Annotated in this window: 17 protein-coding genes; 6 read left to right on the forward strand and 11 right to left on the reverse strand. The window is 48.7% G+C overall.

The features are described from left to right. Window positions 1-66: 66 nt before the first annotated feature. Window positions 67-465: a hypothetical protein gene (locus tag AB3G45_RS19680; protein WP_367832141.1), complete on the reverse strand. Its 399-nt coding sequence runs from the start codon at window positions 463-465 to the stop codon at window positions 67-69. An 86-nt stretch (window positions 466-551) separates the two neighbouring features. Then, on the reverse strand, window positions 552-1,274 hold the full coding sequence (locus AB3G45_RS19685; protein ID WP_367832142.1) for a hypothetical protein: 723 nt from the start codon (window positions 1,272-1,274) through the stop codon (window positions 552-554). 284 nt (window positions 1,275-1,558) lie between these two features. Between AB3G45_RS19685 and AB3G45_RS19690 the strand changes: the two genes are divergently transcribed. Next, a complete protein-coding gene (locus AB3G45_RS19690; protein WP_367832143.1) occupies window positions 1,559-2,434 on the forward strand; it encodes a hypothetical protein in 876 nt (291 codons plus the stop codon). A gap of 486 nt (window positions 2,435-2,920) precedes the next feature. Here the strand turns inward: AB3G45_RS19690 and AB3G45_RS19695 are convergent, their stop codons facing one another. From AB3G45_RS19695 to AB3G45_RS19715, 5 genes are all read right to left on the reverse strand, one after another. Next, window positions 2,921-3,553 carry a recombinase family protein gene (locus AB3G45_RS19695; RefSeq protein ID WP_367832144.1) on the reverse strand — a complete coding sequence of 211 codons (633 nt, stop codon included), beginning with the start codon at window positions 3,551-3,553 and terminating at the stop codon, window positions 2,921-2,923. 208 nt (window positions 3,554-3,761) lie between these two features. Beyond that, on the reverse strand, window positions 3,762-4,553 hold the full coding sequence (locus AB3G45_RS19700; RefSeq protein WP_367832145.1) for a hypothetical protein: 792 nt from the start codon (window positions 4,551-4,553) through the stop codon (window positions 3,762-3,764). Further along, window positions 4,550-5,008 carry a hypothetical protein gene (locus tag AB3G45_RS19705; RefSeq protein WP_367832146.1) on the reverse strand — a complete coding sequence of 153 codons (459 nt, stop codon included), beginning with the start codon at window positions 5,006-5,008 and terminating at the stop codon, window positions 4,550-4,552. The genes AB3G45_RS19700 and AB3G45_RS19705 overlap by 4 nt, the downstream gene beginning before the upstream one ends. A 55-nt stretch (window positions 5,009-5,063) precedes the next feature. Next, on the reverse strand, window positions 5,064-5,975 hold the full coding sequence (locus tag AB3G45_RS19710) for a M10 family metallopeptidase C-terminal domain-containing protein (RefSeq protein WP_367832147.1): 912 nt from the start codon (window positions 5,973-5,975) through the stop codon (window positions 5,064-5,066). A gap of 400 nt (window positions 5,976-6,375) precedes the next feature. Continuing rightward, window positions 6,376-6,789 carry a hypothetical protein gene (locus AB3G45_RS19715; protein ID WP_367832148.1) on the reverse strand — a complete coding sequence of 138 codons (414 nt, stop codon included), beginning with the start codon at window positions 6,787-6,789 and terminating at the stop codon, window positions 6,376-6,378. A gap of 687 nt (window positions 6,790-7,476) precedes the next feature. On the opposite strand from AB3G45_RS19715, the gene AB3G45_RS19720 reads away from it, so the two are divergent. Together AB3G45_RS19720 and AB3G45_RS19725 are read left to right on the forward strand one after the other, a co-directional pair. Continuing rightward, window positions 7,477-7,866, forward strand: a complete 390-nt coding sequence (locus tag AB3G45_RS19720) for a hypothetical protein (RefSeq protein WP_367832149.1) — start codon at window positions 7,477-7,479, stop codon at window positions 7,864-7,866. A 186-nt stretch (window positions 7,867-8,052) separates the two neighbouring features. Beyond that, on the forward strand, window positions 8,053-8,544 hold the full coding sequence (locus AB3G45_RS19725; protein WP_367832150.1) for a hypothetical protein: 492 nt from the start codon (window positions 8,053-8,055) through the stop codon (window positions 8,542-8,544). Here the strand turns inward: AB3G45_RS19725 and AB3G45_RS19730 are convergent. From AB3G45_RS19730 to AB3G45_RS19740, 3 genes are all read right to left on the reverse strand, one after another. Continuing rightward, window positions 8,541-9,020: a hypothetical protein gene (locus tag AB3G45_RS19730; protein ID WP_367832151.1), complete on the reverse strand. Its 480-nt coding sequence runs from the start codon at window positions 9,018-9,020 to the stop codon at window positions 8,541-8,543. The two genes, AB3G45_RS19725 and AB3G45_RS19730, sit on opposite strands and share 4 nt — an antisense overlap. A gap of 198 nt (window positions 9,021-9,218) precedes the next feature. Further along, the gene (locus tag AB3G45_RS19735; protein ID WP_367832152.1) at window positions 9,219-9,482 is read right to left on the reverse strand and encodes an NUMOD3 domain-containing DNA-binding protein; all 264 of its coding nucleotides are present in this window, start codon (window positions 9,480-9,482) and stop codon (window positions 9,219-9,221) included. 95 nt (window positions 9,483-9,577) lie between these two features. Continuing rightward, window positions 9,578-10,198 (reverse strand): hypothetical protein, encoded by a 621-nt coding sequence (locus AB3G45_RS19740; protein WP_367832153.1) that lies wholly within the window; start codon window positions 10,196-10,198, stop codon window positions 9,578-9,580. Window positions 10,199-11,112: 914 nt separating this feature from the next. On the opposite strand from AB3G45_RS19740, the gene AB3G45_RS19745 reads away from it, so the two are divergent. Both AB3G45_RS19745 and AB3G45_RS19750 read left to right on the forward strand, forming a co-directional pair. After that, window positions 11,113-11,424: a hypothetical protein gene (locus tag AB3G45_RS19745; RefSeq protein WP_367832154.1), complete on the forward strand. Its 312-nt coding sequence runs from the start codon at window positions 11,113-11,115 to the stop codon at window positions 11,422-11,424. 161 nt (window positions 11,425-11,585) lie between these two features. Next, window positions 11,586-11,744, forward strand: coding sequence for a hypothetical protein (locus AB3G45_RS19750; RefSeq protein ID WP_367832155.1), 159 nt, complete (start codon window positions 11,586-11,588; stop codon window positions 11,742-11,744). A 42-nt stretch (window positions 11,745-11,786) separates the two neighbouring features. On the opposite strand, the gene AB3G45_RS19755 is transcribed toward AB3G45_RS19750, so the two are convergent. Further along, window positions 11,787-12,122 (reverse strand): DUF2958 domain-containing protein, encoded by a 336-nt coding sequence (locus AB3G45_RS19755; protein WP_367832156.1) that lies wholly within the window; start codon window positions 12,120-12,122, stop codon window positions 11,787-11,789. 20 nt (window positions 12,123-12,142) lie between these two features. On the opposite strand from AB3G45_RS19755, the gene AB3G45_RS19760 reads away from it, so the two are divergent. After that, a complete protein-coding gene (locus AB3G45_RS19760) occupies window positions 12,143-12,358 on the forward strand; it encodes a hypothetical protein (protein WP_367832157.1) in 216 nt (71 codons plus the stop codon). The last annotated feature ends 20 nt before the right edge of the window (window positions 12,359-12,378 follow it).

Here is a 12,378-nt window from a genome sequence, read left to right on the forward strand (position 1 = left end):
GTACGAAAAAGCCCCAGCAGCGATGCTGCCAGGGCCATCCGATTGCTTGCGCAAACAATCGCTTGCTTACTTGGTCGCTGCCTTCTTGGCCTTGCCTGCTGCCCGGCCCTTCTTGAGCCGTTCACTGCGTTCCATGCTGTGGAGTGCGATCACGTCTTGCAGCGCTTTATCACCTTTGATGGCTTCCTTTGCCGCTGCAAGGATTTCCACGACAGCATCGAGGTCAGCGGCCCGGAATAATTTGCTACCGGCAATCTCGAAAGCATTGCGACCGACGCGAACCACGAAATTTGCACCATCTCGTCTGAACCACAACGACCTCGTATTGAGTTCCTTACCCGACTTGACCTGCTTGGCGTACTCGATCTGCTGATCCAATTTCATGTAAAAGATATCCAGCGGGTTCTTGTTGCCAACATTGCCGGTGGTTGCTGCGGACTTGAGAATTTCCAGTGCGCTAATCATTTGCTATTGCCTTTGCTACCACAAGCACAATTGCTTGTGTGTGTCCTTCCTGTTTCCAGTAGGATCAAAGGGCGAGCAAAGATTTGCTATTTCTGCGTAATTAGGTCAGTAGCGCGCTCGATTTTCGTAATATGCGATCGATCATATAAGATCACTTCATTGCCTGCTTTCAAAAGCACGCCGCTTGACGTTGCTCTCAATAGCAGCACATTGACGTAACTTTTGTCGCTCGCAGTGATGGAATATCTGGCTTTCGAGTGATTTAGATCCTGTATCGCTTCGAACTTTCCGGTCTCATAGAGCGCCGAATACAAACTGATCAAACAAGCCGCGAGTGCTAGTGGATGAATGGTGTGCTCAGCGGCGCGCCTTTCCGCCAGCCACATCACAGCAATCATCAGATTCAAGTAGAGCATCGCAACACGTAAAACATAACTATCACCTTCGAGGAGAAACGAAGATGCGAACAAAGCGGCAAAGAAAATAAAAAGCGGCAAACGTTTCACCCAACTTGGTACGCGTTCGACGACGGCATCAATGGGCAGGAATACCCGATCAACCTTCTCCTCATGAGCAAGCGCAATCGCAACAAGCCAAAATATCAAGTACGCGAAAGTCGCGGATGCAAAGACAAATGGGGCCGCACGGATCGCCCCCATGATCAAATCAGTTTCAATAAAGAAACCAAGGTATTCTGGTGCGATTACCGAGAAATAACCCATCGTTCTAATGACGTACGTGATGAACGCACACCCGACAAGGAAACCAATTATGGATGCAGCCTTGGCCATAGACAGGTTTTCAAACATGCACTGTTCTCGCTAGAATCACTGTATGCTTCTAGATATCTCGCAATCTGCACGACCTGCAATGTTCGGTCTCGACGCAAAGACAGCATATCGCGCTTGACGGCCCTGGACTATTCAGAGCAATCGAAAAGAAAACGGTTGAAAAGATCGAACCACACCAGCCAATTAAAATGTTCTGACGATCAATCCCTTTGCAAACCAGTGAAAATCTTAGAGATTGTAATTGACCACCGAGAATACCGGGTGGGACGAAGCAATTGATACGACTTTATTGAGACCTTCTCATGTGGACATACATTTCGCAATTTCTTACCTACGAAAACGCAAATTTTTCCATCGGCGTCATAGGCACTGCCCTTGCTTTGTGGTCGGTGTTTAAGGGCCGCGTTGCTCGCCGATTTCTCTATGCGCGCTATGACACGACGATAATTGGCGCGACGGACGAGACTTATAATGAGAAACTTGAAATCCATTTTGAAGGTCATGTCATTCCGCGCCTCACTAAAACGACAATGACCTTCTGGAATGAGGCTGGGAGAACACTCGAACATAATGACATAGCGCCAGCGGATAGACTACGACTAAGCCTTCCCGCGGATGCCAAGATCATATCTGCTTCACTCACTCACATGAGCACTCCTGCAAACAATGCCAAGATCGAGATTGGCGACGATGGTGAGGTGTTCATTGACTTTGACTACCTTGACGTACGTCAGGGCTTCAAACTGAATTGCCTTCACACCGGGAAGCGTCGCGCTGCACGCGTACACGGAACTCTTAAAGGCCTGGGGTCGCCACAAGACAACGACACCACATCAGGTCTTGGCGTGGTTTGGTTCTTTATCAAATTTTTCGGTTTGATCGGCACTATTGTCGCTACAGGCGTGGGTGCTGCATTTGCTGTAAACCATTTGCTTGACGAATACCTCAATACCTTCTTCAAAGTGGTGATTGGCGGCGTATGCATCATAGGCGTCTTCGTCGGGACGCTCATGCTCCTCGACCGGCTTGGCTTTATGGATGGTAAACGCCGACATCCTCGCTTTCCTGAGGATGAGCCACCTTCTCGCCCAACGCGACCAGATGATCTTTCCGACCTTGATGACGCCTTATTGGACGCTCTAAACCCTGATAAGCAGACACAAGAGAAGCCAGCCTGAGATTAGTCAAAAAATTGGTTTCGCATGTCAAATACAATCTAAGCGAGCCCATAGGGGGTGTACACCCCCTATTCCGTCCCTAGCCGATGGGACCTTAGCGCGACCGAAGACTTCCCACTCTTAGACGATTTCTCAGATCTTCTAGTTCTGAAAGCGATTGTGTTTCAGTACTCCAATGATTCCTGTCGAAGCCAAGCGCCTCTTTCTGATGACTCAAGCCAGAGAACTGCTCGTGCATCCCTCTCTTGCTAAATTGAGTTTCCTTGAACGGCTTGGCTAGATCGAAATCCTCTGACCCGTATTCAAGCGTGTAATGAGGGCTGGAGCCATTTCCGCTTCTTCCAATACGGACGCGAACATGCTCGCCTTTCCATCCTCTCTCCTGATACATTCGATAACAATTACCGACTACCTTCTCCACGTAATCTAGGTTCTTTCGGAGCAGACCCTCGTTTACCAGTTTCGTGATTGTTACATCCTCATCAATCATCGCATTTCCTCCATACGCTTGATAATTCTCTGAACCTGAATTGAAGTCCATGTGCCGCCCTTAGACGCCCGCACACAACGTTCGTTAAGCCCACGTGCAATTGCTGCTGGGCCTACTGCACCGCTTTCCACGACGCTCTGTATGTCTGCGCGGATGCTCTGTGCGAATGCGTCGGCATCGCTTACACGTGCTGCATTAGTTCCCCACGACTGACCACGTCCGCGCTTAGCCGCAATTGCTGCTTTCGTACGCTGGCCGATCATTTCACGCTCCTTCTCCGCAACTGCTGCCATGATGTGGAATTGGAAATTATCAGCGTGCGGCATATCGCATGCCTTGATCGGAACATTCTGCTTGAGCAAGCCGGATATGAAATGAACGTCACGTGACAAACGGTCTAACTTCGCAATGACCAGTACGGCATTTTCTTGCCTTGCCGCTTCAAGTGCGCGCGCTAGTTCAGGTCGATCATCACGCTTGCCGGATTCGACCTCCGTAAACTCCTTATGCAGTGCATGACCACGTGTAAACGCCTCTACTGCTGCCCGTTGCGCTTCAAGTCCCAAACCGGACTTTCCCTGCATCTGTGTGGATACACGATAATATGCGACATAAGCGTGTGGTTGCATCGGTTGTAGGCCTTTCGGAACAGTGAACGGGTGTTCTTTGTTCCTATTGCCGAAAGAGTTAGTCGCAAGAGCAAAGATCGATTGCCCTAGTTCGTAGGCGGAGTAAAATTCGCCTTCCGAAATTTCGCGATATGATGCATCTTTTTTAGCGCATATTGTTTTGAATCTTATCTCTAGTTAGATCCTGTTGTTTTACCGTTATTTCTTCTCATCCGATCTCAGTTTTTATACGCATCGCTTTTCGCATCATTCCTAAAACATCACTATTTCGGAAAAGCGCTTCAGCGTTATTCAATGCTCGATAAATTTTGTCAGTATCAGCGATTTTGTCTTCGCCCAAGTTGGACATCCCGTTCGGATGTAGACAATCTTCACTCACACGATCCTTCCACGCCTGCCAAGTATCGATCTTGCATCGTATTAAAAACGTGCGCATTAACTCGAAACAATCAACGTACTTTCCCATAGATGGATAGGCCGCAGCAAAGATGCTCTCTCCAAATATGAACTCGATCTTTGCCATTTGAAATATGTGATGATCCAATTCCTCCACACCCATATTAACGTACGTGAATTGGGTGATTTCGAAATATTTGAACAACTCAAATCGAGTAACAAACAGCGAAACTTTGTGTGCCTCGTTTGCTGCTTCCCTTTGAAGGGTAACTTGTTGATTCATTGCCGTTGTCTGCGCGTCTAAAAACTGTGCTTGCTTTTCCGCTGCCTCTGCCTGCTTCCCCATTACAGCGCGGTTCTCGGCCAACTCATCGCGTTGTAGGCTAAGTTCATTTGATTGAATTAAAACGGTCGCGATCAACCAGAGGAACGCCAGAGGACTGAACAATCCTGCGAGGAAGTCACCAACGCTGTTCAGGTTGTTGTTCACTACATACTGGCCGATACTGGCATCTGCCGCCGATCCATAATGCAACCACATGACCAGCCCCACGTAGAGGAATGTGAGTACCGCTGTTGCAATTATGATCGTATATTTGCTCATTGCCCGAACTGCTCTTTGAGGGCTTCCGTCTGGAGTTCGATATTGCTCTTTCCGTTGACCTTCATAATCAGGAGTTCACCTTCGCTGCGGCCTCCTTCGGGTTCTTCTCCTGTCGTGGTAATCTGTTCACAATAGAACTTGCCTCGAATAGGCACTCCCATCGCATTCGCAGCATCATACGTGATTAGCACCTTCCAGTTTTTAATTGGCGATTTTCTTTCGCGAAGACGATCGATCTCGATCGCCATGAGGTTTGGCTTTTGAGCCAAATATTCATCAACACTCATATCGATTGCAAACACGTCTGCTTCAATCCGTTTGTAAGTGGCTGGAGAGCGCAAGCGTTCTTTGTAGGCGGTTTCGCAATCGTCTGCCCAAGACGAAGCAAATGGATTGCACCCGCTCAGAGTTGCGCTCGCCATAATGAGGAGCGACGTAGTTCGTAGGATTTTCATTGGTCGTCTCTAACTATTCGGCAGTGGCGCACGCGTTCGCAGAGCGACTTCATCGCTACAGGATGAAGTCATCATCCGTGAATGTGATGTGCCCCTTGAACTTGATCATGAAATCGGTTTTGCCATCGCCATTGGTGTCCCCCAGTAATAGGGTTTCCTTTCCGCTCTTTTGGTAGCGGAGTTCACCGGCTTCCTTCGTAAACTTGTGTTTTCCGATAAAATCGAAATCCTGAACGCCCTTAGTGGTCGAGTCAGCATCCCATTTATGCAGATCGATCTTGTCGCCTTGCTTCGTGCTGAAATCCGTAATCAGGTCAGCCTTCTTTTTCGTGGAGCCGGTATCACCCTTGTGGAACACGAAAACATCGGCGCCCTTTCCGCCCGATATGATATCTGCGCCTTTTCCCGCAGTTATGTAGTCGTTGCCCTTAGTCCCTTTGAAGGGGTGATACTTGCTACCTCCACCTCCACCTCCACCAGATTCAAACTTGAATTCCAAATTTACGTAAGTTGATTTATCAAACGTTCCCCAAAACCAATCGATCAGAACCGTATCTCCATTATCCATTATCTTGATATCGGATGCATCGAGGAAACTCATATTGGTCGTGAGTCTAAAACCAATAATTTTGGGGAGATTGTTGATACCAACGTCACTAAACGCGGGCCCATTCCAATTGTAATTGGGGTATTTGAATAGGCCAATATCATAGAACCGAATTTGCAACCCTGTGCCGGAAAAATCCATACTGAAAATGCCCGTGGTCTGCTCCCAGTTGAAAGGATTATAATTGGGGCTGAGCGTGTCGAAGTTCGTTATTTCGGGACCAGTCCCTACAATTTTGCGCCCCCAGCCGGGATACCATTCAACGCCCGACCAGCCCCACTTGTGCTTGGGGTCATCGAAATTTCCCTTCTTGCCCTGGAACCAATAGTTAATTTCAATAATTTTACCATCGAAAGACATATCTGCCGCCCTGCCTAGTATTCTCGCTTGAGGGAACCGTAAGCGGTAGAACTTGCGCGGAAGTTACCAAATGCAATCCAAGATAGGCCCATTAGGTATCCGGCCGCAGCCTACGCAGCCAGACCCCGTTCCCGGATACCGGATCAACTCCCCTGCCTCACGCACTCTTGGTTTGCGGCAATCGCGCTTTGGGTTTTAACCGCCACCGTCGTGTCGGTTTTTGGTGTTGGTCCCGCGTAATGTCTCACGACATTCGGGGTTATGTGGTTCCAAAGGACTTTTGCTTGCGGGACGTTTAGGCTAGCCCACAAGCAAATGCTTACGAAAATTCCGAGGGTGATACGCGTAAAGGTTCCCATCGTTTTGTCTCCGTTGGTTTCCCTTACTTATGCGGGATCACTCAATCCGCGTCGTTTCCCGAGCGATCCGAAGTCTTCATCTCCCTAGTATGGGAATGGTCATTCAGGGCATCCGCGAGACCCTTCGCATCCATTTGGCGCATGAGGCGTGGATTCTTCGCCCAATTCTGCGCCAGCGTCAGCACTCCCTCAGCGAGACTCATGCCGATCAAGCCAATACCAAAAGACAGCGCGTTATTGACGGCCAACACGGACAGGTTAAGCCCGAGCCAAAGCCCGATGATTGGCGTCAGATAGATCGCACACAACGCACCGACGATACTGGTCGCGACTACGGCCCATGTCAGCGGCTGCTTCTGGATTACCGTTCTCGTGAATGCTCCGGCGAGGCCCGCGAATAGTTGGGCCGGTGAAATGCCGATCGAAGTCAAGAACGCTGTGATGGATTCGAACATTGTGGGGTCTGCCTGTTTAGGAACCCATCTGAATGCGAGTTCTGTCCGCTATTTACTCGGAAGCAGTCAGGAACCGCGTCTTATGGGAACTGAATCGCGCCACTAGGAATTTTATCCTTGACTCAATTCGCAGTGAGAACATAGTGGGAACATCGATCCATTAGAATTTCCCTGCTCACTACGCCCGTAGGAGATCGCATTCATGCGTCCAGCCGCTGAACCAAATCAGATTTCCGATCCTATCGAGGAAGCCCTTGCTTGGCATCAAGGTGATGCTCGCGCTTGTATCGCCACCTTGCTCGCGGACTGCGCGTATCTACGTTATCAGATCGAAGTTGCTGATCGCGCAATGAGCCGTGGCTTCACTCGCGGCTGGCGTCCGTGCTCGGATCGAGACTGAGAATGTCCACGCTAGGCGATGCCTGGACACATGGATGGGAAATCTCTGTGTTCTGCGAAGGTGGCATTGAACCGGGTCCACGCAAACACAAGCATTGCGATTTCAAGTACGACATTGACATGCTTACGATGCTCATCACTCGTGGCCGTGCATTTCCCCTATGCGATCTACCAAACAAAATGCGGTGTCCGCGTTGTGGACTGCTCGGGTTGAAAATGTTCTATTACGTGCCCGGTGGCCGTGATGAGAAGAAGGTCGCAAAATAAGCGCGTTAACGAGCGACAAACATGAAGAAGTTCGAAACTTATTCGTTTTTCTGCACCGTGCTGGGCACACTCGTTTTTTGGGTGCTTATTGCGTATCGCTTGATTAACGAAGGCTTTGCGTGGCTCTACACGACCAGCGATGGGATAATCATCGCTGGAGTTATTGGTATCGCCGGATTTGTAATGATGATTGCAGATGACGCATTGAAAGGCGACTTGCCACTATCGAAAGCCTTTGAACGTGAATTAGATTTCCGATTCGCTCTCCTTAATGACAAACTCGACAGTGAATTTCGTACACTTGAACACGAATTGAAAATTAAGACCGAGGAAGTCACCGAGCAGTTGAAATATGTTGAGGTTGCCATCACCGATGTTCGCGACCACCTCTTCGCATCAGAATCGGATTGATGTTTCCCGAGCATATTGAAAAGAGACGAGTGATGGTTTCCGGATATGATAAATCCCCACCTGAACCACCATATGAACCGGAAACTGAATCCGGTGTCGGCCTCGTGCTAATCGCGATCATTGCAATCATCGCATTCGCATCGTTTGGTTGGCTTATTTGAGATATCTAGTCGCTTTGGATTTCTAATGTCCCAGATTGAACAACTTGAAACATTCGGCTTTAAGCGGCTTGGGGCATTCAAGATAACTGATGCGCTTTGCCATCTGGAGGAAATCGATAAGTACGAGAACCGCGATAGCGTATATGCATTCGTTCTTCGTGGTCGCGTCATGTACGTGGGTTCTGCGGACAAACCGAAGAAGCGCTTTCGGTCCTACAGGCGCGCATTCCACGATGAAAAAAAGAACCGTCTCGTCCATCGCGAATTTAGAAACGCGTTGAACGCCGATCTTATCGACGTTTTCCTACTGCGCATCGACAGCACTGTGGCAACTGTGGATGGCTTACCAGTCGGTATGCTTCTCGGTGTCGAAGCCGGATTAATCCTCATGTTCGATCCACCATGGAACCAACGCGGCACGAAAAAGCCACTACTTTTTTCGCCGTTGTCATCCACAGAAGCAGAAACCAGAGCATTGCTTGCTCTGGTCCAATCATCATCGCCTATTGCTGACTAAAGTGACTTACCCGAAACTACCTCGTGGATGCTCAACTCGTGACATCCTGCTAGTCGCTTGCCCTTGCTGAGTTCAGCCAGCAACTTCGGCAAATGCTTCAGTTGGGCCTCACTGTAATTTTGACCAGTTAGCGTCTTATCCCGATACAACTCGTCAACGAACGTTTGCCACGTCTGCTGCTTGCCATTGCGTGGCTTTGCAGTTGACCAACCCAACATGATAATCTTGTCTTCGCGATAGACATTACCGATCTTGGTCAGTTCCTCAATTAGGTGATCGAGCCAACGACGATCACCCTTTGAGAAATCCATGAATGCGACTGTCGAGCGTGCATATCGGGCTTTGTAGTCGATTTCCACGTCGTCATGCATGAGTTCCCCAAGTGGGTCCAAACGTGTTGGAACACTTACGCTGCGGCTAACCGTGATTGTCTCGACCTTATAATTGGTGAAAATGTCTTCGTTTAAAATACTCATTTCTCTTACTCCTATTTCCCTTACTTCTTTTGATTTGCAGCCTGATTTCTCAGTGTATTGATTGCACGCTCCAACGCATCATGCGCTTCGTTCAGCGCTTTGATTAATTCCTCATTTTTATTGGACATTTCATTCCTCCTTGTTTCTTTCTTCTATTTATCGATTTCATTCAAAATGATGCTCATATAGGCCGGAAACCTATTGTTTCTCCCGCTTCAGTCGTTCACGACGCTTGCGCATACCTTCCCGGATTGCCTGGCATTCCGCAGGTGATCGCTTCTTCCCGAGTTTACCAGCCGAGATAGCAGCGCGTGCCTCTGGTGATCTTGGAACACCTTTACGTGCCGCTGATAGTTTCGCACGTGTTTCCGGCTTCATTGATTTGCCCTTCTGCGCTTCGCTCATGCGCTTGCGGGTCTCTTCCGAGAGTTTGTATTCGTGTGATCTCTTCTTACGGGCCATTGGTGGCTTCTCCTTCTGTTTCTCTTATTTATGCGGGCAACAAAAAACCCGGCCATTTCGGACCGGATTCTCTGAGCGAACGAAGTGGGTGAGGCTTAACGCGACTGCGCGGCTTTCCTAGCAGCCCAATATGCCTTGGCCGCCTCGCTACGCCTCTTGTTTGATTCCGCCGATTTTGGAACACCCTTTGTTGCTGCGGAGATTGCTGCATTGTGTTCGTCTGAATTCGGCACGCCTGTTTTGGTCTCGGAAATCTTGGCCTTGACCTCTTCGGGTCTTTTTGTGCCTATTTTCGCGTCTGACATTTTCTTTCTGTCTGCAACCGATCGCTCTTCATCAGGCAAATAGCGGCAATTGTGCTTGGACTTAGCGCGACCAGCGATCACCGCCGTTTGCTCGTTCATCACTCCGTTGAGTTTGTCCTGTCGAGATTTCCACGTGAGGAGTAATGCGTAATTGCTATATTGGTTTTGCCTCTTTTCGACGGTATCCTTCTTATACGAACGCGCCATGCTGTTGAGCATCTGATCCGAATACAAAGCCATGTACTCGTCAAACTTGAGCGTGAACTGGACGCCGTTCTTAGATTGGTACGATGCGCTGCGGCTGTAGAGTTTGAACATCTTCTCGATAAATCCTTCAACTTCGTCATGCTGAAGTTCACTGGATACGCGTGCGCTGATTTTGGTGATGAAAATTAGGTCGGATGGCTTCACTTGAAATACCTCATGTCTGGCAATTAATTTTGCAGGGAAACTCCAATTTCCGTTTCTGCACTTCTATTTATGTTTCCTACTTCATTTCCAAGTCATTATTAAATTTAAAGAAAACCCAGACCGTTGGAGCGATCTGGGTCGAAATGTCTGCCAAGACATGAGTGCGACATTGCATCGCCTAGTATTTATGCCATTCTCCTAGATCAGGCTTGATCGCGCCGAAAACTTCCCTGTTTATCGGGTAGTAGGTAACACAACTTATACTATTATATTCGCACTTCAACGGCTACAATTTGAAGTAGGAAACTTAACTTATATCTCTTATAGAGATATATAAGCCAAGTTCCCCACCTCAGATTATAACCGCTGAAAGCGTCCAAGGTGGAAACTTCGTCCGTTTCGGCTGAAGCCGAATCCGTCCTCATTTCCCCACCTCGGAGTTCGCTATCGCTCTCTTGGGGTTATCACCCCGGCGAGTACGGCAAAGCCGTTGTCATTGCGGCATAGCCGATGTTCTTGCGGCATAGCCGTAGGGAAAAAGATTTTGGGTTATTGGGGTCGTTGGAATTGGCGCACCAAACCCGACACGCTCCACAGCACGCAAATACACTCACAGCAGCCCGTAGATGCTCCAGGAACGCGATCCAGTGCACCCGCGCAGTTTGATGCGTTTGAGACTGGACGCGCTGTACGAGCGTCTACAGGCGTTTCCGCCTCACTTTGAGTGAAGCCTTTCAGCACGGCTAAATACGCAGGGATACGGAAACGTGCCTGGCTGCTCAACGGGTGAGATATTCGGTCTCACCCGTAGTCGTTTAATGACACGAGTTCACCTATGGATGCATAATAGCAAGATGGACAAACACACAGAAGCACGCATCAGGCAAACGTTCTACGGCTTTCGAAATTACCGCATGAACAGGAAGAACGAGCAATTCCGAATGGACTTGTTCGACTGGACAAGATGGATCACTGAAACGCCCGAACGGCTTGAACGGATAACCGGCAAAGCCGGAACAAGCCATGTAGGTCGTATCGATGATACACTTCCTTGGACATACGAGAATATCAAATATATCGACCACCCAAATAGGAGCCGTACGCTCGGTATTAAATCGCTAAAGCAAACGAAATCCAATACGGACGATACGGTTATTCAGGTTCTTACAAAGCAGGAATGGATCGAAGCGGTAAGAGCCGATAAAGCAGCGCGTTTGCATAAATAGGAATGAAGGCAAGTCATGGTCTTCACAAGCATGAATTACTCCGCATGCAAAGCCCACTAGGACTTCCTCATTTGCCTAGTGGGCTTTTCCTTATGAGGTTTCCCTTAGATATCGATGGCATTAACGTCGGCTGCGATACCGATTGAAAATAGGAGATTATAGTGTTTGAAATTACCGTACTAGCAGCGTTCTATTGGTTCATTTCACTGCCATTGTGGCAAGCCATATTGTTTCTTTTCGCCTTCAAAATCGTCAGTGGTTTTGTAGGGGGATTAATGATCGGCACCATTAGCGCCGTATCAGAAGCAATCGCACGATAAACGAGCATACAAAAAGCCCCGTTTCCGGGGCTTTATCAGTTTCTAATCTGGCTTTGTAATTCGCCTATGTTGCCGTGCTAATGTCGTCCAGACACTCAATGGCTTTTCAGTATGCCAATACAAGTCACGCTCGACGGTCAAACCAGCAGGGCCGCGAATGCTTTCCAGTTCCTCTACACTGACATAACCCAATTCGGGTTCACCAAGGCCGAGATCACATAAACCGAAGCACCGTCCATCTGGCTCCATTTCCGTCAGTAGCCACGTAGCATTCGACCAAGGCACGAAAAGTTTGACGACTGGTACATGATCAGCGTCACGTGCAGCCAGATTGTTAGCAAGAAGAGCGATTCTCAATTCAGGTGTGAGCAACTTCATGCTGTCACCGACTGCATGCCATGCACGTCGACCTCAACACCAGCACGCTCGCACATAGCGCGTTCAACTCGCCATTCCTGAATGCTTTGGAAGACCTCATCGAACGCAGCACCATCAACTCGACCCCATACACGAAACTGCATCTGCTCAACTCCTTGCTGCATATTGCAACTCAGAGTTTATATCCGCCCATTCAAGAAGCGAGCGAAGATTGCTCGTCCAACCAACTCTTTTGATTTCAACTATGCTGCTGTTT

This window comes from Shinella sp. S4-D37 (assembly GCF_040812195.1).
In the GTDB taxonomy this organism is placed as follows: Bacteria; Pseudomonadota; Alphaproteobacteria; order Rhizobiales; family Rhizobiaceae; genus Shinella.

Coding starts and splice junctions, on each gene's coding strand:
- AB3G45_RS19680 (WP_367832141.1), bottom strand. CDS start 465: ATGATTAGCGCACTGGAAATTCTCAAGTCCGCAGCAACCACCGGCAAT.
- AB3G45_RS19685 (WP_367832142.1), bottom strand. CDS start 1,274: ATGTTTGAAAACCTGTCTATGGCCAAGGCTGCATCCATAATTGGTTTC.
- AB3G45_RS19690 (WP_367832143.1), top strand. CDS start 1,559: ATGTGGACATACATTTCGCAATTTCTTACCTACGAAAACGCAAATTTT.
- AB3G45_RS19695 (WP_367832144.1), bottom strand. CDS start 3,553: ATGCAACCACACGCTTATGTCGCATATTATCGTGTATCCACACAGATG.
- AB3G45_RS19700 (WP_367832145.1), bottom strand. CDS start 4,553: ATGAGCAAATATACGATCATAATTGCAACAGCGGTACTCACATTCCTC.
- AB3G45_RS19705 (WP_367832146.1), bottom strand. CDS start 5,008: ATGAAAATCCTACGAACTACGTCGCTCCTCATTATGGCGAGCGCAACT.
- AB3G45_RS19710 (WP_367832147.1), bottom strand. CDS start 5,975: ATGTCTTTCGATGGTAAAATTATTGAAATTAACTATTGGTTCCAGGGC.
- AB3G45_RS19715 (WP_367832148.1), bottom strand. CDS start 6,789: ATGTTCGAATCCATCACAGCGTTCTTGACTTCGATCGGCATTTCACCG.
- AB3G45_RS19720 (WP_367832149.1), top strand. CDS start 7,477: ATGAAGAAGTTCGAAACTTATTCGTTTTTCTGCACCGTGCTGGGCACA.
- AB3G45_RS19725 (WP_367832150.1), top strand. CDS start 8,053: ATGTCCCAGATTGAACAACTTGAAACATTCGGCTTTAAGCGGCTTGGG.
- AB3G45_RS19730 (WP_367832151.1), bottom strand. CDS start 9,020: ATGAGTATTTTAAACGAAGACATTTTCACCAATTATAAGGTCGAGACA.
- AB3G45_RS19735 (WP_367832152.1), bottom strand. CDS start 9,482: ATGGCCCGTAAGAAGAGATCACACGAATACAAACTCTCGGAAGAGACC.
- AB3G45_RS19745 (WP_367832154.1), top strand. CDS start 11,113: ATGAACAGGAAGAACGAGCAATTCCGAATGGACTTGTTCGACTGGACA.
- AB3G45_RS19755 (WP_367832156.1), bottom strand. CDS start 12,122: ATGAAGTTGCTCACACCTGAATTGAGAATCGCTCTTCTTGCTAACAAT.
- AB3G45_RS19760 (WP_367832157.1), top strand. CDS start 12,143: ATGCACGTCGACCTCAACACCAGCACGCTCGCACATAGCGCGTTCAAC.